Below are 19143 nucleotides of genomic sequence, written 5' to 3'. Positions count from 1 at the left end.
TCAGATTTACTTTATCTTAGCAACGCTTGTTACTCGTAGAATTACAACTAAACATCATAATTTTACCTTGCAATGCCAAATTTCCATTCATACGCATGCCCATAAAACCGGTTTCGTTACCTTGGTCATAAGTGGAGTTGGCTGCAGTCGTTGCATCATAGATGGTCTTTTTTAAATAGCCGTACTTATCGGCTGTTGCTCCAGAAGAGTTTTCAGTGACTGTTCCATTTGCATTGGTCTGGCTTGTGAATTCATCCTTTTCAATTGATAATGCATTAAAACCAAAGTTTCGAATTTGAATTGGATTTGTTGCATCAAAACCCAGCTGAATCGCAGGTTTAATCCATGGTGTCCCAGCAGCGTCAATACCTCTGTAGACTAAGTCCACACCATCTAATCCAAGTTTCTGAATATTAATCGTACCTTGAATTCCTTTAAATACCACCCACAGTTTATTGCCACTGACACTGTTTGCAGCGCCACCAGCATCTACATATCTATTGTTTACTGAAAGTGCTAAGCGGCAAAACTCTAATTTTGCACACACCCCACCAGTATCACTATCGAACTTATAAGCATTTCCAGTAGCGTAATATGAGTCACTTGCATTAACCTGATTCAACACCAATTTTAAAGATAAATCTGCGCCAGCTTGCCCCTCAACCTGTTGCAAATCGGAATCAGTTAAAGCTTCCATAGCGGCCAAATGAAAACTTACCAAACTGGTTAAAATAAGAAGCACACTTTTTTTCATCATATTTCGCCTTATCTTATAAGCCTTTGGTGGTTATTTTCATATGCTGAATCAGCATTCCATCAATTAAGGCTGAACCTAAATTATTCAAGGGTGTCCCTGGTATATTTGGTGTTTGAGCCATGTTATTGTTTAATATTGTCGCCCCTGTAATTCCATTACCCGATCCTATAAAATTATCAACTGTTGTATTTGAAGCTGTACGCCAAGCTGCACCATTTAAATTTGTATCAGACCAAGTACGGTTCGCTGTAGTAGCATTTATTTCAGTTGTATTCGGGTTTGGATTTGGAAAATTATTACAAGAGTTGCTTGCACCAAAACCTGTACCACAAGCTGTTGCATCATTTGGCTTAGTCTGCGATCCAGTTAATGAATTAACCCAGTTAGAACCATTGTTATATTGCCACTGAGTTAATGTTCCAGATGTTGATGTGACATTACTACATCCAAAAATACCAGTAGTAGAACATCGACTATTCTGAAGCCATGTTTGACTTTGTAATTGACGCTGAGCATATCTTATTTCATTAGTTGTTAATGTATTTGAAACAGTACTTGACTTTACTAAATTGCCAAAAGAAACCCCTACAGCATCTGCTCCTGTATATGCTTTTAAAGTTTTTCCACCATCATCACTATAAACAGTTCCGATACTAATACTACTGTGGGTTGCATTGTTGCCTTGATAGCCTGAGATAGTTGAAGTACCACATTGGTAAATATTACAAGTTGAACCCAAATAGGATGAATCGGCTCCAGTATAATCCGTATAAATCTTTTTATAGATCGACTCTTTATTTGGAATACGTGCAATTTCCAAACTAAAATTCTTACCATCAGATCCTAAAATTAAAGGCTGATACAAAGAACCTAAAACCAAGTTGGTATTTAAATTATAAATAAAAATACCTTCGTCTTTTGCAAATGTTGGTGCTTTTGCATTTCCAGAAGTATCTAATGCTGGTGTGTACAGTAAATTAGTATCTGTGGTTTCTTGAGTGCTTAAACGTAACACTCTATTTTGATATTCTGCGGGTAAATCCCAACTACGTGTTAACGTTTTCGAATCAGTGCGTGTTCGTTTTTGAACTATATATTGACACCCAACACCAGAACCATTACTAATCGCTCCTGTACCACTGTTACCACAATTCCCTGTTGAAGATGTACTTAATGTCGAATTTGCTCCTGCATGGAGAGTATTAGTAGAAATTGCACTCATACTTTCAGATGCAATGTCTGTTGTTTTTAATTTCAAATTAGCAGCATCACCACTATTTAAACGGATTACACCAGCCAAACCCAAAGTTTTATTATAAAATGGACTCAAACCACCAGTATTAGTTGCACCATCTAAAGTTTGAAATAACTGAATTTTACTACCATTTAAACTAAAGTTATTCCAAATTGCTTGCAACCGAATCCGATTTTCTCGATTTGTTATTTCGGTTCCATTACCTCGAGTGCCTGTACTTGTTCCATATTGGAACTGGTTTGGATCACCATCTTTTTTGTTTGGATTTCGGACAAAAGCATCTGCCCACATCCCTAGTTTAAGCTTATAAGCATCTGAACCCTCGGCATCCAATGTTCCAGTCTCAAAAGCAGGTGCTTCTAAAGCTAAATAAGTGACTTTGCCTGTGTCCGTATTTTTTGAGCCACCTGCAATATCTGGCGTAAATGTTGGGACTGCATCCATCGTATCTACTTTCAAAATCCAAGGATTAGTTGCAGTTCCCCAGCTTTTGATTGCATTAATTGCTGTTGCAACACCTGAAGTGTTTTTAAGCATTCCCACCCGTTCATTGATATCATTTGGATCTGCATCATTGGCTTTAGAAAGTGCTAAACCGTATAAAAATAAATCCGCTTTTCCTACAGCCAAATCACCAGAATCAATGCTGTTATTTTTATTAGTGTCTGCGGCCGTAAGACTTAATGGTCCAACAGGAATATAGTTAATAGATCCCGTATCTTTAGTTCGATCTAATAATTGTGTAGCTGTTTCATTAACACCAACGCCACGAAAAACCATATAAGCATCTTGAGGAAGTAAGGCAATCCCTTCACCCGTTGTATTACTTAACTTTTCATCTGACATTTCTTCAAGTGCGAAGCAAGATTGACTGATCAATAAGCCAATAAAACTCGCTAAAACGGTTTTATGAAATTTTACCGTATAATTGAGTGTAGTCATCCACGACCTTCCTGTGTTATACGATGCTCCGCACCATATTTTATTTTATTTCTTAAATTTTCACTTCAACTGTATAAAATTATCTTCCCTTGTTCATACAGTTTTGTTATCTATATCACATTTTATATTATGCAATATTTTTTATTATGACAAAGTCTTTTATGTAAAATATACGATTTTCCGATAAACGAATATTCGTAGACAATGAAAAGCAATAGCCTTTAACGCTATTGCTTTATAGATCTTCAAATAGTTGGGTTAACAAAATTTTAAAGAACCATAACAGTTGGTTGAAACTTCTTGGTTCGTTAATTTTAAATTTTGAAGTGTTAATCTTGCTGGATTTGTGGCCGTATATGGACCAATATCAATATTCAGAGTTTTGGTAATTGGCGCACTGACTAATGCTGTAATTGCATCTCCAAGTCCTAAATCAATTGGATTATCTGCTAATTGTTTAGTAATCAGAACTGCTAATTGTGGCAAAACGGGAGAAATGTCAACTTTATCCCCACCTTTTAAATAGCCTAGCTGCACAGGATCAGCAAAAGACATCCACCACCCCTTTTGAGCAACATCAGTTTTTGTCATTTGGTTTAATGTCTTACCAGTAGTATCAGATGAATCCACATAACTTCCTGGCCATAGTAAAGCCATTTGTTGCAAACTTAAATAACCACCTGTTCCTTGTAATGGAATATTATGAAACATACTTAAAGCCTGATTAAAAGTTACATTTAAATTTAAATTACTTAAATTTGAACCTTGACCCATTTTGAAAGTTGCATCACATAACCATAAAATACATGACTCAGCATTATGATTACCCGTATCTCTTAAATTTACTTTTAATTGATCATTTGCCCATTGATTACAATATGTTGCCCCTCCAGTACAATTATCAGGAGTTGCCAAAGGAATTGAAGGAAGTGTTAACAAAATATCTTTTGCTATTGCAGCATTTAGTCGAGAACCATTTACCTGAAATGATGGTAATGTGAAACCTACTCCATTAATTTCAGGAACAGTAATACCTGTTGTACCATTGAGTATATTGTCTTGTGCATTTGGATAACTTTGAATCCATTTATTTATAGCCCCTCCTAATAACTTAATATTTCCACCAATTGATTGATCTTTTACCAAACCAAATTTACCACCTAAAGTATCAACTTCCCCTTGTGTCTGTGCTATACGCATAAAGCCACTAAGTGACTGGATGCCATCTGTTGAAGAAGGAGTGCTTCCATTGGTTAAACCTGCTGTTAAAAGCCCCGTAATTTTTTCAGCACTAAAACGTAAACCAACAATTTCACGAGTTGAAGCGGAGTTTGGATTTTTTACAGCAAACTCCATGAATGGATTGCTTAATTTTGCGCTAGTAGATGCTCGACCCGCACTTCCGAAATCAGGGGAATTACCACTTGAGGAATCGTAATTTGCAGGTAACCCACTCAATGATAAATTTTTAATATCAACATCACATGCACCAGCACCATTTGCACCACCACAACCTAGCTGCAAGTTTTTAATATTTGCATTTAAGTCCATTTCTGCTTCAAGTCCAAGTTTATAAAAACCAACGTTTGAACCACTACTATATTTACTCATTAAATTAGTAGAATCATTTGGTGCAAGATAAGCTAGACTCATCAAAGCTTGGCCTGTGGTTTCAGACAGTTGTTCATCTGACATACTTTTTAAAGTTGTAGGTTCTGCGTATACATTAAATACTGCAAAAGCACTTAAAGAAAAAAGTGTTAAACATAAAGGCTTTATTTTCAGCATGAACATCTCCTTATCCTTAGACTATGTTCAAAATTGTGAATCTCTATTATTTTAATAACGCAGCCAGTTCTTAGATAAATCTCATAAAATTTAGGCTGTTAGCGCTACAAAAATGTATTTTAGTTTTCAATAGAGAAATATATTGTGATTAATCTATCACAATATATTTCTGTTAAGACTAAATTTCCGACAAAATGATTGTAATTTTTATTGAAAAATTATGATGCTATAAAATAAAAAAACTCTAAAACTCATTACAAGGAAAAATCCACGCAAATTCAACTATCAACCCAAAGCTAAGGACGTCTATAAAATCGATGGCTATTCAGAATTGGTTTTTATTTAGAGCAAGATTCAAAACAAATTGGAATAAATTTAAATGGTGTAGATAAAGACTATATTAATAATACAGCACTATAAGAATCAGTTTCTAAATTTTTGGTCTTATAGATAGCTATCTAGTATTATTTACAGGAACTTATCAGCCAATGGAAACACTTATCTTTGACAGCCACTAACTGACTTTAAAATACTCTTCCAACACCAAAGATATCTGCGGTAATCGTATTTAACATATAAAAACCCACAAAAGTGGGTTTTAAAATATTTATACAGAAAATTAATTCATCAAAATATTAAAGCTTTTTGAAATCGCTATAACGTGATAAAACTAACAGAATTTTAATGAGCCATAGCAGTTCGATACTACATTTTGAGAAGTCAAGATCAGATTTGACAAAGGTATATTTACTCGTTGACCACTTAAATCAATATTTGGCAATGTTTTTGTAATACCACTTCCAAATAATGCATTTATACCATCAGCACTATCAACTGAAACTTTATAAGGTGCAGTAGCAAGATATGTACCTAAAATTGACGCTACTTGGCTATATACTGAAGAAATATCAACTTCTCCTTGCGGGTTTAACTTACCTAAATTAATTGGATCTTGCATAGATAACCACCATCCATTTTGAGCAACCTCTTTAGCTCCGGGCCACTGGATTTGCCCCGCTTGCAATGACAAATAACCTGCACTACTGATTGGTATATTATGGATATAGCCTAACCCTTCACTAAACTGAATATCCCCTTTTAAATTAACTAGATTTGTATTTAGTTTAATAAAAGTATCTTGTTTTGCACATATGCCTAAAATCTTAATACAATCAGCCATATGAACACCTAATTGCCCAGCTGTTTCAGTCAAAGGAATAGCAGGAATATCCGTGACAGCTAGTACATTTGCTGACTTCATACGATTGCCCAGTACTTGTGCATTATTAATAACAAAGTCTGCTTTTAGTGAAGGAATCACAATTCCTTTATTATCACTGTTCACATTACCAGCTGTATACTTTTGATTACTACCACAACCACTAGTACACAACGGAGGTAAAACATTTACATCCGCATAAGATGTAACTTGTTCAGAATTTTTTAAACCAAACGTTGATTGCGCGGTCGTTGCTGTACCATACCCACTAATTTGCATGAAACCAGATAATGTATTGATTCCATTAGGTGTATTATTATTAGTTCCAGCCGACAATAGACCGACTATTTTATCAGCACTTAATCGTAAACCAACTATTTCCCTTGTAGACGCTTTATCCGGGTTCTTTATTGCAAACTCAAGAAATGGATTAGTTAGTACTGCATCTGAAGAGGCTCTTTCTTCGTTAGTCATAGCGACATTCCCGTCACTATTTAATTTTAAGCCGCTCAAACTTAAATTATCAATATCAATGTCACAATCTCCAGCACCATTCATACCACCACAACCAAGTTGTAATTTTTTTATGTTCGCATTTATTGATACTTCTGCTTCTAAGCCTAATTTATAAAAACCAACATTTTTCGCACCATTCACTCGCTGAGATTCAAGATTGCTAGCATCTGTAGGTGCTGTATACGTCAAACTCATCAATGCTTGACCTGTCGTTTCTGATAATTGCTCATCAGTCAGTGCTTGTAATGTTGCAGCATAAGTAGCATTTATCCCTAAACCACTCAATGCTAGCAATACAAAACTTAAATATTTTCTTTGGGACATCTTACGCTTCCATCCTTAGCAAAGCTTGACCTTATTACTTATGTTAAATTACCCTTCGAGATAAGAATAAATAACATGATATAAATTACATTTAGATTTAATGTTTATTTGTATCATAGATCGAAATTCAGACCGAATAAAAATTTGTATTTTCCGATAAAAAACAATAATTTCACATAAATTAAAATTTTATTTAACTAAACTTAACTCTCATTCTATTATAAAATTTTTATTATAAAATAATGTCTAAATCATATTTATTATGTTGGTGAACACATAAAGAAGCAAGTGATATACACTTGCTTCTTTCATCTCATTTTTTAATTTAAGCTTTAGGTAAGGTTACCCCAACCTGACCTTGGTATTTACCACCACGATCTTTATAAGAAGTTTCACAGACTTCATCAGATTCAAAAAACAGCATTTGAGCAACACCTTCACCAGCATAAATACGTGCAGGTAAATTCGTTGTATTTGAAAACTCTAATGTTACATGACCTTCCCACTCGGGTTCAAGAGGTGTGACGTTTACAATGATACCGCAACGAGCATAAGTCGATTTACCTAAGCAGATCGTCAAAACATTACGAGGAATACGGAAATATTCAACTGTACGTGCTAATGCAAATGAATTTGGAGGGATGATACAGACATCAGACTCAATATCGATAAAACTACGCTCATCGAAATTTTTAGGGTCTACAATGGCAGAGTGAACATTGGTAAAGACTTTAAACTCACGTGCACAACGTACATCATAACCATAGCTAGATACGCCATAAGAAATTAGCTTTTCACCTTGTTCATCATAACGCACTTGGTTTTCTGCATAAGGTTCAATCATACCGTGCTTTTCGCTCATTTCACGAATCCAACGATCAGACTTAATTGCCATTTATCTCTATCCCAAAACTGTGCTATTTACTGCGCTGTACTTTAACTGAAATTGCTTTTGAAAGGAATGTTTATGACGAAATAGAGCAACCCAAGTCTGTAAGTAAACGTACAAACTTAAGTTTAACTAACATCGATTTTTAAAGGCTTAAAAGTGCTGAATAGCTCAGAGGTACAGTAAAACTCACTAAAACTAAAGATGCAGTTCTTTGCATATTGCGCTGATTGAGCCACGTCACTTTATTACTGCAAATTACAGAACCAATAAATGTCCAAAAAAATGCAATGGGGATGATTAACAATAAAAACACCAACATATGTGAAGTATAAGCAGATGCATTTTGCCAAACGTATGTTGGGAAAATTGCAGAAGCAAAAAGAAGTGCTTTCGGGTTTAAAAGGGTTGCAAAAAATAACTCACGCGCCCGAATTGTCGCATGACTAAAGTTTTCATCTCGATTTGCTGTACGCCATAATTTTAAAGCAAGAAATAAAATATAACCTGCACTAAATAATTTAAGAATAACAGGTACACTTGGAAACTGTTTAGACACAGATCCAATAATTAATCCCCAAATCGAAATGGAGATCAGATAGCCAAGTGCTTCTGCTGGAATTAATGCAAGAGATTTTCTAATTCCAACTTGAATCCCAGAAGATGCTAAAAGTGTATTGGTTGGTCCTGGTGTCAAAAGAATCGTCACCACCAAGCCAATAAAAAACCATGAAATCATCAAATGACCTCATCAATGGATTGACCGCAGATTAAATCTTTTAAATTGAATTGGCAAAAAAATAATTGTAAGAGAACTTATTAAAGAACATTATCCCAGATTAAAATACATTTAATTTTCAATGCATTGATAACTTAAAATCCGATAAAAACTGCAAAGTCACTGGTCGAAGAAATACTGCTTTATGTCCAAATTTAAACTTAAAAATTAATAATAATATCTTTTAAATCAGTATGTTTATTCCAAAATAGAACATTGATTAGCCATAAAATAAGAAGTAGTTCCAATATAGGCAGACCTAGTTACGAATAGAGGGCTTTTTTAAGTAAATTTTCAGTTTTATTGACTATTCTTTATCCATATTTTTCCCTTACTCATTAGGTTTTTGTCAGAAAGGTTGTCGTTTTTATCTACATTGATGCACAATAGTGACCTTTCTTGCATTTTCTACTTTTATGGCAAAGCATTTTTTTCAGTCTTGGCTCCCGAGTCCAGAGCGAGTCAACAATTTGAAATTCATGAAGATTTTTGGCGATAAAGCCTTAAGTCCTCAGCTTTGGTATGTCAATCGAAAATCGATTTCTAAGGCAATGTTTATTGGCACGTTTTGGGGCATCTTGCCTATTCCATTCCACACCTTATTAATTATTTTTTCAGTATTATTCTTTGAAGCAAACCTACCCATTGGTTTAATTTTAGCTTGGATCATGAATCCCTTAACTATTGTCCCGATTTTGATTTTTGCCTTTTGGATTGGTTCCAAAATTTATCATGTACATATGATCAATAAGGAAATGCTACTCGGCGTTTTCCATCAAATCATTCATTGGATCAAAAACTTTGGACACGGACATATTGACTTTAGCCTAGCTAAAATTCTTGCGACGGGTTTGTTTATTGAAGCATTTGTATTTGCATCGCTACTCTTTATTGTGACACGTATTTATTGGCGTTGGAGCGTGATTAAGAAGTGGAATAACCGTAAAAAGCAGCCAAATACTCTCTAAGCAAGCTCCAACTTATTCTGGTAAAACTTTACTTCAAAGTGGCTTGTTTAGCTTTCATGTATTCAACAACGATATCTAAAACATAATGCTGGCATGCTTCTCCAGTACCTGGGTCATATGCGCCCCCGTTGGTAATATTGTTCGATAAAATACGAACACCAAGGAATGGTACTTTATATTGGCTGGCAATCTGTGCTACCGATGCCGCCTCCATTTCCTCTACAGAAGTGCCATAATTTTTATGGAAAAATGCAATTCGATCTAATTCATTGTTCCATACATCAGCTGAACCAATAGTACCTTCAACCACACGACCCTTACTATAATTAGTTTTTGCACGCTGCGCTGCCAATAACAGCTCTTTATCTGCTTCAAATTTACGAATCGCAATCGGTTCAGGATCAGACTCATCCGTAGGAAGCACATCAAAAGCTTCTGTCCATTCAAGAGAATTCGAACCCTCTCCAACAGCTTTTTTAGGTGTTCTAAATGCACCAATATTGGTGGTGTAACGACCTAAAACAATATCATAGACATTAAGATCTGGATCATGGCCACCCGATGTTCCTTGGTTAATAATTGCGATAGGTTTATAACGTTCAATCGCAATTGCTGTTGCAGCAGCAGAGTTGCTCATTCCCATTCTTGTTTTAGAGATAATCACAGGATACCCTTGATAGCTACCCTTCCAAAACGTCCAGCCACCAAAAGTTTCAACTGTAGAATTGCTTAGTTTTGAGGCCATTTGCTCAGACTCTACAGGTAATGCACCTTGAATGACGATGGGTTGTAAAGTTTTCTGGGTCGTTGAATTAGAACTTGTTTTATCTGAATCACTATCGTTACATGCAGCCAAGAACATCGAACTACAGATTCCCAAAGCACATAAAAAATTTTTTAATAGCATGGTCTACTCAATGGTTTAAATTAGAAATTATACCTAAGCAATGAATATACCAGTTGATCAATTTTCTATATTTTTATATCGATATTAAAGAGAAGATGATTTAAATTCTATTATTGAATTAAGAATATTTTTAATCATTTTAGCATAGTACGCTGATTAGCCCTATTTTACCTTACTCCTCATATTTAGCATTAATTATTTGATTTTTAAGGATACTAAAAATGGGCAGTGCGTATAAAATCTTATTATCGAGTAAGTTTAAATATTTCATTGATTCATTCTCAATTTTCCTCTCTTTAATTCGGTCTCTAAAATAAAGAGAGGACGCTTTTGAAGTTGATTCTTAGAAAATTCTATGTGGATCTTTTTCGGCTTTAGGTAAAGCTTGTGCAATTTTTTCAGCAATAGCCATATAGTTTTCTGCAGCAACATCTCCTGCAATTACAGAAGGCTTGCCTGCATCAGCATTTTCACGGATTTGAACATTTAAAGGCAATCGACCCAGCAACGGGATATTATATTGCTCAGACAATTGATCTCCACCACCTGTACCAAAAATTTGTTCTTCATGACCACAGTTTGAGCAAATATGCGTTGACATATTTTCTACAACCCCCATGACAGGAATATGTACTTTATTAAACAGTTCAATACCTTTAACTGCATCCATTAACGCAACATTCTGAGGTGTTGTCACAATCACGGCACCTGTCACAGGAATACGTTGGGCAAGGGTTAATTGGATATCTCCTGTACCAGGTGGCATATCAATGACTAGAACATCTAAATCAGGCCATAGCGCTTGATTAAACAGTTGCATCAATGCACCTGTAGCTTTTGCACCACGCCAAGCAACTGGCGTATTTTCTTTCCCAATTAAATGACCGATCGAAAGTACCGCCATTCCATAAGCTTCTAGTGGAACAAAATTTTCACCTTCAATTTTAGGTGTTTGTCCTGCATTCCCCAACATTGTTGGAATACTTGGACCATAAATATCAGCATCTAAAACCCCGACTTTTAAGCCTAGTTTGTGCAAAGCCAATGCGATATTTACTGTGGTGGTTGATTTACCCACACCACCTTTACCCGATGATATAAGGATGACATTTTGAATTCGAGGATGTTTTGGAATATCTCGTTGTTGTGGTGCTGCTTTTTGAATTGGCGGATTATTAGGATCTACTTGTGTGTTTGCCATTTTAGCAGAAGCATCAACAACAGGAGGAAGATTAGTGTGTTCAGCTTTTGGCTTTGAAGAGCAACTATGTCCTGCTTTTCCATGCTGATCACTAGCACAACTCGAATCATGTTGAATTTTTTGTTGAATCACATGCAGATTCAACTCTTGAATACCGCACTTCTCCAATTCATCTGCAAGATCATCATGAATTTTTTGTAAATGATCTGCTTCTTCAGGATAAGTATTAATTGTCAGTTGTAATACCCGACCTACAACATTGACTTGGGTAATACGTTCTTTTAAAACACTGGAATTTGGCAAAATATAGTTTTGCAAAACAGATTGGACTTCTTCCTCTTTCACCTCCTGTGCAGGAGAAAAAACTGATTTAAGCGAAGAAAGCCACGACATAGATTTGCTCCAAATTTGCAAATACAATAAATACTGAGACAGCTAGTTTAACTGTAAATTGACGTGAGGTTAAGTAAACTTCTATTCAGCTTTTTGAATGTCGTTATTAATCCTACTTATTTAGTTGGTTTTAATATCCAAAATAGTCCATTTAATTATTTTATCTGCTTGTTCAGAATGAACTTTTAGTTTTTATCATTTAGATTTCTATGGCAAACTCTGTGTTAATAATTCCCATACAAATACTGGATAAAAAAATAGCTATAGTCACATTGGGTCAATAACAACTTTATATAATTTTTGACAATAATAAGATCAATCTATGGAGTTTCTATTATTTTTATCTTTAATCATTTCAAGTTTAGCTTTTGCTAGAACGTCTACAACTTCCAACTGCGTACGTACATCTTAAGCATTAAGCACAATTGGTTTCTGTAGGTGATAGTTTGACGGAAATGTCATCACGTATTGACCAATCTCCAATTTCAATGAACACTTATGAACGTACAAAAAGAAAACAACAGTGACAGTATCTAACTATACCTATGAGATTGATCATTTAAATGATAGTTTTACTGTGTTGAATAATCAGATTTATGAAATTGAGTGGATTTGTAAAAAATATTAACTACAAGGTATCACTGAACAGCGTGACGCTGTTCAGTGATTGTTCCATTTAATTTTCATCATCTTTTTTGTGCTTCAAATCATTTACAGCTTGCTCACCTTTAAGCAGTGTTTCTTTTGCTTTATGTTTGAGGTCATCTGCAACCTTTTCAGCACCTAATTTTGCTTCTTTGGCTTTTAACTTAACGTCATCAATTACTTCAGAAGCTTTGTTTTTTAAATCGTCTAAATTTGTCATGATTTTCTTCCTATTTAATTAAGTCTCACCCTAGTTATAACAACAGAAACTCCATAAAATGTAAAAAGATGCATTTCTTTAACAATTCATACACAGTTTGTATCGATGTGTTTTTTTGTTTCAAAATGAATAAAATAGCTTATTCTGATTGATTGAAAAATCCTTCAATTAAAACAAACACTGAGTCTATTTAATGCAACAAATAATGAAAGAAAAAATTATCCGAGTCTGTAATGATAAAATTGCCAAAAAGGGAGATGATGTTGGTTTATCCTTTTATGCATTCTTTGCCAATAAAAATGATGATCCTGAAACCTTAATGCAAGTGGCAGAATGGTGGATTAAAACCCATCAACTTGATCATTTTGAAAAGGCAATAAAAATTAAGAAAATGATCAAAAATGAAGATTAAGTATTCATTTTTTTAAACAATTCATCATAATGCTGCATATGGGTAAAAATTCCATCTTGTCTTCTATGTTGATCAATTTTCGGAACTAAATCCTGAAAATGGAAGGATTGAACATGGGCGTCTAAAGCAGCACGATCAATCCATTCCTCAATAAATACAAAATGCCCTCTGTTGCGTAAATCATGATATAAATCATAGGCAATACAGCCTGCTTCTTGTTTGGTTTTCTCAACTAACTCTTTATATAATGGTAAAACTAAATCAATTTTATCCACTTGGATAAAGTCTTCGGCAATCAGTTTAAGCATGGATGATTTCTTATTGATATCAAAGCTTGAACATAACATGAAATGTTAACCTATAGGCAATCATTCAATTAAACCCAATGATGCACTTGTTTTCTAAATATCTTCTGAGTATTAAATTTTTTATTTAAAATTAAGTAAACAGCATTTCCGAAGCTTAAACCTATACAAAACGGGAGCAATAACAGTAAATAAACCAAAATTAAATAACTCAATACCTCGATAAAGCTATATAGAGCACCATCTAAACATAAAACTAAGAATAAAAAACTTAGCATCATGATAAAGATCAAAGTTATAGATTTTATAATTTGTGTTGTTTCGATGATTTTTTGAGGTGCTTTAAATACTTTAAAAATAACTGTGTAGCTAAAACACCCGACCAGCAGAAAAAACGGGGTGAGATAAAACACGACTTGAATACCCTGTGTTGGGCTTCGTTCTGAAGCCGAAATAAATAAATCACCTTGATAAAAATATAGAAAAAAACAAAATGGCACAACTAAACTGAGAACAGCCACCAAACTGGCAATTGCTGAGGCAACAAATACATACCAAGACCGCATGATTTTCTCCTTCTTCGATCTTGGTGTTAGTTTCTAAAATTAAAATGTAGCGTGTTTGATTAGGATGTGAAGTTTAGGTGAAGAATCATCACGATTCGAACTTTATGATCGGACATTTCCCATAAAACTGACTGCCGCAAACAGCCAAATAAACAATACGAAACTGCGCTCCTGATTAAAATGATTCAAATCTGTACCATGTAGAATGTTATGCCGGGTCATGCTTACCGTTGAGCTGCTATCCATCTTATAAGCAGCCAACTCTAAAAAATAATGATTCAATTCATTGGCAATTTTAGCTTTATGCCACAAACTTTTAATCTCATGACCTTTTAACCCAGGAACGATTTTATAGACATCAATAAACTTGGTGTCATGTTGTTTTAAATAACCATTTTGAACTAAAACAGCTGTTAACAAACCTTCCAATTGGGCATAAAGCAATGGAATACATCCCGCATACAACTCTAATTGATAGAGTTTAAAGCTTTGTTCTAACACAGCTTGATATTGTGGCTTCTGCTCGCCCAACGCTAATTGATCAAAAGCTTTAAACATTTCAGACTGAAAAAACTCACTGTTGATCACATCTAAAAGATTAAACTGAGTAATATCTTTAGCTTCATGTATCAATTGCCAAAAATACAATAGATTAAGAGCGTCATTGGCAATTTTAGTCCCAACAGGCTGATTCAATTGATTGGCTAAAACTTCAAAATAAGCCTCCTCCTGAGCAAACCCATTGAGTGTTTCAATAAGATACTGATGTTCATTTTCTGAAATATCTTCAAAATAGCGTTCAGCTTGTTTCAGAATATTTTTTTCAATTAGATTTTTACTATTTTGATTTTGTGGAATACGGATTACAGGCTGGTCATCATCAAAATATTCATCATCAATCATAGATTTATTGCTCTTGGGAAATACACGAATACACCATTCTATAATAATGAATTGGCAGTTATAAGAATAAGCATAAAAATCTACATTTGAAAAGAATTCACCTATTCTGTTGTGCATCTTCATAGCAATTACGCTAAAATCAATGCCCTTGCATTAACTTTGAGAAAGAGAGTTATATCCGTGCGAAATATTTTAGTCACTAACGCCCTTCCATACGCAAATGGTCCTATTCATATGGGTCACCTACTCGGCTACATCCAAGCAGATATCTGGGTTCGTGCCATGCGTGCAATGGGTCATGAAGTGACTTATGTCTGCGCGGATGATGCGCACGGTACAGCAATCATGCTCCGTGCAGAAGCAAATGGGATTAGTCCAGAAGTACAAATTGCCAATGTGCAAAAAGAGCATATCCGTGATTTTGATGGCTTTGGGGTACATTTCGATCACTATGATTCAACCAATAGCGATGAAAATAAAGCACGCTCGGAAGAAATCTATATTAAAAACCGTGAGGCAGGCAATATTGCGATTCGTCCTGTTACTCAGTTGTTTGATCCTGAAAAAAGCATGTTCTTGTCAGACCGTTTCATTAAAGGGACTTGCCCAAAATGTAAATCAGAAGATCAGTATGGCGACTCTTGCGAAGTGTGTGGTACGACCTATAATGCGACAGAGCTATTAAATCCACGCTCAACATTAAGTGGTGCCACACCTGTTGAAAAATCATCAGATCATTATTTCTTTAAACTTCCAAACTTTGCTGAATACTTGCAAAAATGGACGCGTGATGAAGGTCGCTTACCTGTTTCGATCGCCAATAAGTTAGATGAATGGTTTGAAAATGGTCTAAACGATTGGGATATCTCTCGTGATGCACCTTATTTCGGCTTTGAAATTCCAGATGCACCTAATAAATATTTCTATGTTTGGGTTGATGCCCCGATTGGCTATATGTCAAGTTTTGAAAATTACATCAAAACGAAACGCCCAGAATTAAGCTTTGACGACTACTGGAAAAAAGATTCTAAAAATGAGGTGTATCACTTCATTGGTAAAGACATTGTATATTTCCATGCATTGTTCTGGCCTGCGATGTTAGAAGGTGCAAATTACCGCACCCCTACAGGTTTATTTGTAAATGGTTTCTTGACTGTAAATGGTCAAAAAATGTCAAAATCGCGTGGCACATTTATTAAAGCTGAAACCTATTTACAGCACTTAAATCCTGAATATTTACGTTATTACTTTGCATCAAAACTCTCTGATAAAGTTGAAGATTCTGATTTAAATCTTGATGACTTTGTACAAAAAGTAAATTCAGATTTAGTAGGAAAAGTTGTGAATATTGCCAGTCGTTGTGCAAAATTCATTAACAGCAATTTTAACAATCGCTTGTCTGCAACATGTGCTGAACCTGAACTTGTTCAAAGCTTTATTGATGCGGGTGACTCGATTGCTCAATCTTATGAAGCTCGTGAGTTTTCAACCGCTATACGTGAAATCATGGCACTTGCTGATCGTGCAAATCAGTATATTGATGAGAAAAAACCATGGGCTTTGGCGAAACAAGAAGGTCAGGAACAACAAGTTCATGATGTCTGTTCTGTTGGAATCAACCTATTCCGTCAATTGGCTGTTTACTTGGCACCAGTACTTCCAACTTTGGCAACACAAGTTCAAGACTTCTTAAAACTTGAAAGTTTTGATTTTGCTTCAGGAAAAACGGTTTTAGTTGCGCATGAAATTGCTCAATTCCAGCCATTGATGCAACGTGTTGATCCAAAAGCAGTTGCTGCAATGGTTGATGCATCAAAAGAATCTTTAGCTGCGGTAACACCAGCGAAAGCAGAAAAGAAAACTGAAAAAACCAAAGAGAAAAAGTCTGAAGCCAAAGTGGGTGAAGCAGAAATCATTACGATTGATGACTTTATCAAAGTTGACTTGCGTGTTGCTGAAGTCTTAGAAGCAGCAACAGTAGAAGGTTCTGATAAGTTGCTTCAATTGACTCTAAATGTCGGTGAAGCTGAACCACGTAATGTATTCAGTGGGATCCGTGAGTTCTACAAACCTGAAGACTTAACTGGCAAATTGGTGGTTATGGTTGCAAACCTTGCTCCGCGTAAAATGCGTTTTGGTATTTCAAATGGTATGGTGCTTGCTGCTGGAAATGGTGATGGTGTTTGGGTGATTTCACCTGAATCTGGTGCAAAACCAGGTGATAAAGTTTCTTAATTATTGATTGTCTCATCCTAGACGATCATAAATCACTAAAAGGCTTCTTCGGAAGTCTTTTTTATACTAATGTTTTACTATACTATCATTATAAAAATGAAAAAAGGGCTAGCCTCAATATGGATATGTCAAAAAATAACAAAAGAAAAATATCTGCATTTATCCTCTGTGGTCCATTCATCGGTACATTTATTATCGCAATCACATTTCACAGCGAAATTATTTTTTATAATCCAATGCGGTTTTTAAAAGGACTCATTACACCATCTATTATATTTCCAATGATCGCTGCATTCATCTTGATTACTCCATTTGGTTATCTCCTAGGGTGCATTCCAGCTATCATTACCAATCTCTTATTTAAACACTTTTTTGCAAGTAAATTAGCCTTAGCCTCTTGGCGTTATAGTTTAATCTATGGGTGTCTTTTAGGCTTTATGCTAGCTCCTTTTATTCTTATCATCGCTATAGTTACGCCTTCCCCTTTATTTACTTTTCTTTACCTCCAGTTTGTCCTTATACTACCAACAACGCTGATTTGTACTTTTATTGAATGGATAAGAGCCAGAAATCGTCAGAATATAAACGAATGACCTCCCATAGCTGATTCGATCATTGTGCATATTAATAAAAAATTCGCTTACAAAAGTAGATTTTTTTTCATATATAAAAAGCGCCGTGATGAACCAATCCATGTTAAAAAATAATTCGTTAAATTAATTTTGATCAAATCCAATGAAAAAAACTGCCCTATCATTATCAGTCCTTTTATTCGGCTTATTCCCTCTTACATCACAAGCAGAAGTCACCAAAACATTGCCGATCATTGAACAACAAGCGCAAGTAGCAGGGTTTTACCAACATCAGCTGGGCAATACACAAATTACCGCCTTGCTAGATGGCACCAACTTTATGTCTCCCACACTATTTAAAGATATTTCACAGGACAAGGTTCAAGAAATTTTAAAGAAATATCATGCAGATCAAGCCAAAGGTGTACAAACATCGGTGAATGCATTTTTAGTTAACACAGGTAAATCACTGGTTTTGGTGGATAGTGGTACTGCAGATTGTTTCGGTGCGCATCTAGGCTCTGTATTAAAAAATCTCAAAGCTTCAGGTCATCAACCTGAACAAGTCAATACGATTTTACTGACACATTTACATCCTGATCATTCCTGTGGTGTCAGTAAAAATGGCATAGCAAACTACCCAAATGCCACTATCTATGTCTCTGAAGATGAAGAAAATTATTGGTTGAATCCGAAACAGGCTGAAAAAATAGCACAAGATAAACGTGCCAATTACTTAGCAACTGTAGAAAAGATCAAAGCCGCCCTTACACCCTATCAAGCTAAAAAGCAGTTTAAAACATTTAAACTGGGTGACAACATCAATGGATTTGAAGTGATCAACACAGCAGGTCATACCCCGGGACATTTTAGTTACAAACTAAAAACAACGGGTGAAGATATTGTTTTTATTGGGGATATTGTCCACTCTCATACAGTACAATTCGATAAACCTGAAACAGCAATAGAATATGATATTGACCCGAAAATAGCTGTTCAAACCCGATTAAAGCAGTTTGCTGATTATGCAAAACGTGGACCAACCATCGCAGCACCCCATTTGCCTTTCCCAGGCATTGGACATATTTACTCAGCAGATGGGAAGAGCTATCAATGGATTCCTGTTCATTTTAAAGATTAATGATTTTATTGTTTAAGTAGAATCTTTTTAATGATCTTTAAAAGCTCCTGCTAAGGCTAGAGCTTTTATTTTGCTTCTTAATTTCTTATCTTTTTCTTCCATCTGCGCATAAAAAACACCCCGTTCTCGTTAGAGACCGGGGTGTTTTAGATTTAAAAGCTGGCGATGACTTACTCTCACATGGGTAACCCCACACTACCATCAGCG

At 35.2% G+C, this 19143-nt stretch carries 17 protein-coding genes; 5 read left to right on the top strand and 12 right to left on the bottom strand.

From position 1 onward, the window contains the following. Positions 1-16 precede the first annotated feature (16 nt). The 6 genes from ACG9ZL_RS19460 to ACG9ZL_RS19435 all read right to left on the bottom strand — a co-directional run bounded on the left by ACG9ZL_RS19460 (position 17) and on the right by ACG9ZL_RS19435 (position 8429). On the bottom strand, positions 17-754 hold the full coding sequence (locus ACG9ZL_RS19460) for a hypothetical protein (RefSeq protein WP_336954663.1): 738 nt from the start codon (positions 752-754) through the stop codon (positions 17-19). A gap of 16 nt (positions 755-770) precedes the next feature. Continuing rightward, positions 771-2954, bottom strand: a complete 2184-nt coding sequence (locus tag ACG9ZL_RS19455; protein WP_419329185.1) for a hypothetical protein — start codon at positions 2952-2954, stop codon at positions 771-773. A 258-nt stretch (positions 2955-3212) separates the two neighbouring features. Beyond that, entirely contained in the window at positions 3213-4742 is a 1530-nt protein-coding gene (locus tag ACG9ZL_RS19450) for a hypothetical protein (RefSeq protein WP_336954665.1), read from the bottom strand. Between the two features lie 670 nt (positions 4743-5412). After that, the gene (locus ACG9ZL_RS19445) at positions 5413-6801 is read right to left on the bottom strand and encodes a hypothetical protein (protein WP_419329181.1); all 1389 of its coding nucleotides are present in this window, start codon (positions 6799-6801) and stop codon (positions 5413-5415) included. Between the two features lie 325 nt (positions 6802-7126). Further along, a complete protein-coding gene (gene dcd / locus ACG9ZL_RS19440) occupies positions 7127-7696 on the bottom strand; it encodes a dCTP deaminase (RefSeq protein WP_056515236.1) in 570 nt (189 codons plus the stop codon). A gap of 139 nt (positions 7697-7835) precedes the next feature. Beyond that, positions 7836-8429, bottom strand: coding sequence for a LysE family translocator (locus ACG9ZL_RS19435; protein WP_336954672.1), 594 nt, complete (start codon positions 8427-8429; stop codon positions 7836-7838). A gap of 455 nt (positions 8430-8884) precedes the next feature. Between ACG9ZL_RS19435 and ACG9ZL_RS19430 the strand changes: the two genes are divergently transcribed. Beyond that, positions 8885-9436 carry a DUF2062 domain-containing protein gene (locus ACG9ZL_RS19430; RefSeq protein ID WP_336954673.1) on the top strand — a complete coding sequence of 184 codons (552 nt, stop codon included), beginning with the start codon at positions 8885-8887 and terminating at the stop codon, positions 9434-9436. A 28-nt stretch (positions 9437-9464) separates the two neighbouring features. On the opposite strand, the gene ACG9ZL_RS19425 is transcribed toward ACG9ZL_RS19430, so the two are convergent. The 3 genes from ACG9ZL_RS19425 to ACG9ZL_RS19415 form a co-directional block, all read right to left on the bottom strand. Then, on the bottom strand, positions 9465-10343 hold the full coding sequence (locus tag ACG9ZL_RS19425; protein ID WP_419329179.1) for a 5'-methylthioadenosine/S-adenosylhomocysteine nucleosidase: 879 nt from the start codon (positions 10341-10343) through the stop codon (positions 9465-9467). Positions 10344-10686: 343 nt separating this feature from the next. After that, positions 10687-11937 carry an iron-sulfur cluster carrier protein ApbC gene (gene apbC, locus ACG9ZL_RS19420; protein WP_336954676.1) on the bottom strand — a complete coding sequence of 417 codons (1251 nt, stop codon included), beginning with the start codon at positions 11935-11937 and terminating at the stop codon, positions 10687-10689. A 676-nt stretch (positions 11938-12613) separates the two neighbouring features. Continuing rightward, positions 12614-12802, bottom strand: a complete 189-nt coding sequence (locus tag ACG9ZL_RS19415; protein ID WP_336954677.1) for a hypothetical protein — start codon at positions 12800-12802, stop codon at positions 12614-12616. Positions 12803-12995: 193 nt separating this feature from the next. Here ACG9ZL_RS19415 and ACG9ZL_RS19410 point away from each other — a divergent pair, with 193 nt between their 5' ends. Continuing rightward, on the top strand, positions 12996-13214 hold the full coding sequence (locus ACG9ZL_RS19410) for a DUF6500 family protein (protein WP_336954678.1): 219 nt from the start codon (positions 12996-12998) through the stop codon (positions 13212-13214). Here ACG9ZL_RS19410 and ACG9ZL_RS19405 read toward each other — a convergent pair. From ACG9ZL_RS19405 to ACG9ZL_RS19395, 3 genes are all read right to left on the bottom strand, one after another. After that, positions 13211-13522: a putative quinol monooxygenase gene (locus ACG9ZL_RS19405; protein ID WP_336954686.1), complete on the bottom strand. Its 312-nt coding sequence runs from the start codon at positions 13520-13522 to the stop codon at positions 13211-13213. The two genes, ACG9ZL_RS19410 and ACG9ZL_RS19405, sit on opposite strands and share 4 nt — an antisense overlap. Positions 13523-13590: 68 nt before the next feature. Then, positions 13591-14085: a hypothetical protein gene (locus tag ACG9ZL_RS19400; RefSeq protein ID WP_419361327.1), complete on the bottom strand. Its 495-nt coding sequence runs from the start codon at positions 14083-14085 to the stop codon at positions 13591-13593. Positions 14086-14187: 102 nt separating this feature from the next. Then, positions 14188-14988, bottom strand: a complete 801-nt coding sequence (locus ACG9ZL_RS19395) for a hypothetical protein (protein WP_419361325.1) — start codon at positions 14986-14988, stop codon at positions 14188-14190. Positions 14989-15168: 180 nt separating this feature from the next. On the opposite strand from ACG9ZL_RS19395, the gene metG reads away from it, so the two are divergent. From metG to ACG9ZL_RS19380, 3 genes are all read left to right on the top strand, one after another. Further along, a complete protein-coding gene (gene metG / locus ACG9ZL_RS19390) occupies positions 15169-17223 on the top strand; it encodes a methionine--tRNA ligase (RefSeq protein WP_419361322.1) in 2055 nt (684 codons plus the stop codon). Between the two features lie 119 nt (positions 17224-17342). After that, positions 17343-17816, top strand: coding sequence for a hypothetical protein (locus ACG9ZL_RS19385; RefSeq protein WP_336954683.1), 474 nt, complete (start codon positions 17343-17345; stop codon positions 17814-17816). Positions 17817-17958: 142 nt separating this feature from the next. Further along, complete coding sequence (locus ACG9ZL_RS19380) at positions 17959-18936, top strand: MBL fold metallo-hydrolase (RefSeq protein WP_419361319.1); 978 nt, start codon at positions 17959-17961, stop codon at positions 18934-18936. Positions 18937-19143 lie beyond the last annotated feature (207 nt).

This window comes from Acinetobacter legionensis, from assembly GCF_048551735.1.
In the GTDB taxonomy this organism is placed as follows: Bacteria; Pseudomonadota; Gammaproteobacteria; order Pseudomonadales; family Moraxellaceae; genus Acinetobacter.
This window is presented reverse-complemented; position numbering and strand designations above follow the sequence as displayed.

What these genes read in the sequence shown, in the direction of transcription:
- ACG9ZL_RS19460 (WP_336954663.1), bottom strand. Translation starts at nt 754, where the DNA reads ATGAAAAAAAGTGTGCTTCTTATTTTAACCAGTTTGGTAAGTTTTCAT.
- ACG9ZL_RS19455 (WP_419329185.1), bottom strand. Translation starts at nt 2,954, where the DNA reads ATGACTACACTCAATTATACGGTAAAATTTCATAAAACCGTTTTAGCG.
- ACG9ZL_RS19450 (WP_336954665.1), bottom strand. Translation starts at nt 4,742, where the DNA reads ATGCTGAAAATAAAGCCTTTATGTTTAACACTTTTTTCTTTAAGTGCT.
- ACG9ZL_RS19445 (WP_419329181.1), bottom strand. Translation starts at nt 6,801, where the DNA reads ATGTCCCAAAGAAAATATTTAAGTTTTGTATTGCTAGCATTGAGTGGT.
- dcd (WP_056515236.1), bottom strand. Translation starts at nt 7,696, where the DNA reads ATGGCAATTAAGTCTGATCGTTGGATTCGTGAAATGAGCGAAAAGCAC.
- ACG9ZL_RS19435 (WP_336954672.1), bottom strand. Translation starts at nt 8,429, where the DNA reads ATGATTTCATGGTTTTTTATTGGCTTGGTGGTGACGATTCTTTTGACA.
- ACG9ZL_RS19430 (WP_336954673.1), top strand. Translation starts at nt 8,885, where the DNA reads ATGGCAAAGCATTTTTTTCAGTCTTGGCTCCCGAGTCCAGAGCGAGTC.
- ACG9ZL_RS19425 (WP_419329179.1), bottom strand. Translation starts at nt 10,343, where the DNA reads ATGCTATTAAAAAATTTTTTATGTGCTTTGGGAATCTGTAGTTCGATG.
- apbC (WP_336954676.1), bottom strand. Translation starts at nt 11,937, where the DNA reads ATGTCGTGGCTTTCTTCGCTTAAATCAGTTTTTTCTCCTGCACAGGAG.
- ACG9ZL_RS19415 (WP_336954677.1), bottom strand. Translation starts at nt 12,802, where the DNA reads ATGACAAATTTAGACGATTTAAAAAACAAAGCTTCTGAAGTAATTGAT.
- ACG9ZL_RS19410 (WP_336954678.1), top strand. Translation starts at nt 12,996, where the DNA reads ATGCAACAAATAATGAAAGAAAAAATTATCCGAGTCTGTAATGATAAA.
- ACG9ZL_RS19405 (WP_336954686.1), bottom strand. Translation starts at nt 13,522, where the DNA reads ATGCTTAAACTGATTGCCGAAGACTTTATCCAAGTGGATAAAATTGAT.
- ACG9ZL_RS19400 (WP_419361327.1), bottom strand. Translation starts at nt 14,085, where the DNA reads ATGCGGTCTTGGTATGTATTTGTTGCCTCAGCAATTGCCAGTTTGGTG.
- ACG9ZL_RS19395 (WP_419361325.1), bottom strand. Translation starts at nt 14,988, where the DNA reads ATGATTGATGATGAATATTTTGATGATGACCAGCCTGTAATCCGTATT.
- ACG9ZL_RS19385 (WP_336954683.1), top strand. Translation starts at nt 17,343, where the DNA reads ATGGATATGTCAAAAAATAACAAAAGAAAAATATCTGCATTTATCCTC.
- ACG9ZL_RS19380 (WP_419361319.1), top strand. Translation starts at nt 17,959, where the DNA reads ATGAAAAAAACTGCCCTATCATTATCAGTCCTTTTATTCGGCTTATTC.